1 protein-coding gene is annotated in these 952 nt (G+C 41.3%); it reads right to left on the bottom strand.

The window, feature by feature from the left end:
* The coding region (locus tag E1171_RS23320; protein ID WP_187696131.1) for a hypothetical protein at positions 1 to 952 on the bottom strand (952 nt) is incomplete at both ends.

Raw genomic sequence — 952 nt, 5'->3', positions numbered from 1 at the left:
ATAATTCGACTTTATTCCTGTCATGGTGTTCAGGTCATAATCCTGACCTGAAGAGGTGGCTCCTAGGTAATTAGTACTCAACACTCTGGATCCATTTTCTACTATGGTACCGTTAGCATTAATACTGGCAAGGTTGCTTGTCCCGGATACCGTTAAAGAGGCAGCCAAGTTTGTATTTTTAGAGAGGGTAATAAGATCCTTATTTAAGGTAACCACCACCGAACCATTGCTAGCTAGCTTAATATCTCCTAATGAATTATTGATATAAGCATCTGTGTTCGCCGAAGAAGAATAACCTACTTGCAAAGCCAAATTATTATACTTATCTCTAAGGCCAAAATAACCCAAAATGTTCCCACCTTCCTCTTCACTATTAATCAACACATTCCCTCCAGTTGTTGACAATCCACTAAACTCTCCGGCGCCTGATGCCCTAATATCTCCTAATACATCCAAAGTGGCATGGCCTCTCAAATCATCATTAGCATGCCCAATGCTTAAGGCATTAAAAGCACCTCGAACGGCATCAAAATAAGTTTTTCCTCCTTCTTGGGAAACCTCTATCCATTCAGTACGGCCTTCTTCAGGATTGTTGAAACTACCCTCGTTAAAATCGGTTTGGCTGATGATTCGAGCTTTATAAAGTTCCCTTTTTGGGGCAATCCCACCACTGGCCAGCTGGTAGTTGGTACGCATTTCGGGCAAATCTTCTACAATGTATTTAGGAAATTCAGACAAATTAGGAGCCACATCCACTTCTAGAAATTTTCCGTTTATATAGACCAACCCTTCCGTAATTTTAAGTTTAGTGGGCTCTTTTTCATCCGTTTCTACACTACAACCACTCATGATAAAGGCCCCCAGACCTTTATACTGCCCTTCCAGGGCTTTGAATACTTCTTCCTGAAGTGTTTTTAAATCGTCATTATGCAGCATACGGCCGCCTTCTGTA

This window comes from Xanthovirga aplysinae (genome assembly GCF_009711365.1).
GTDB lineage: Bacteria > Bacteroidota > Bacteroidia > Cytophagales > Cyclobacteriaceae > Xanthovirga > Xanthovirga aplysinae.
This window is presented reverse-complemented; position numbering and strand designations above follow the sequence as displayed.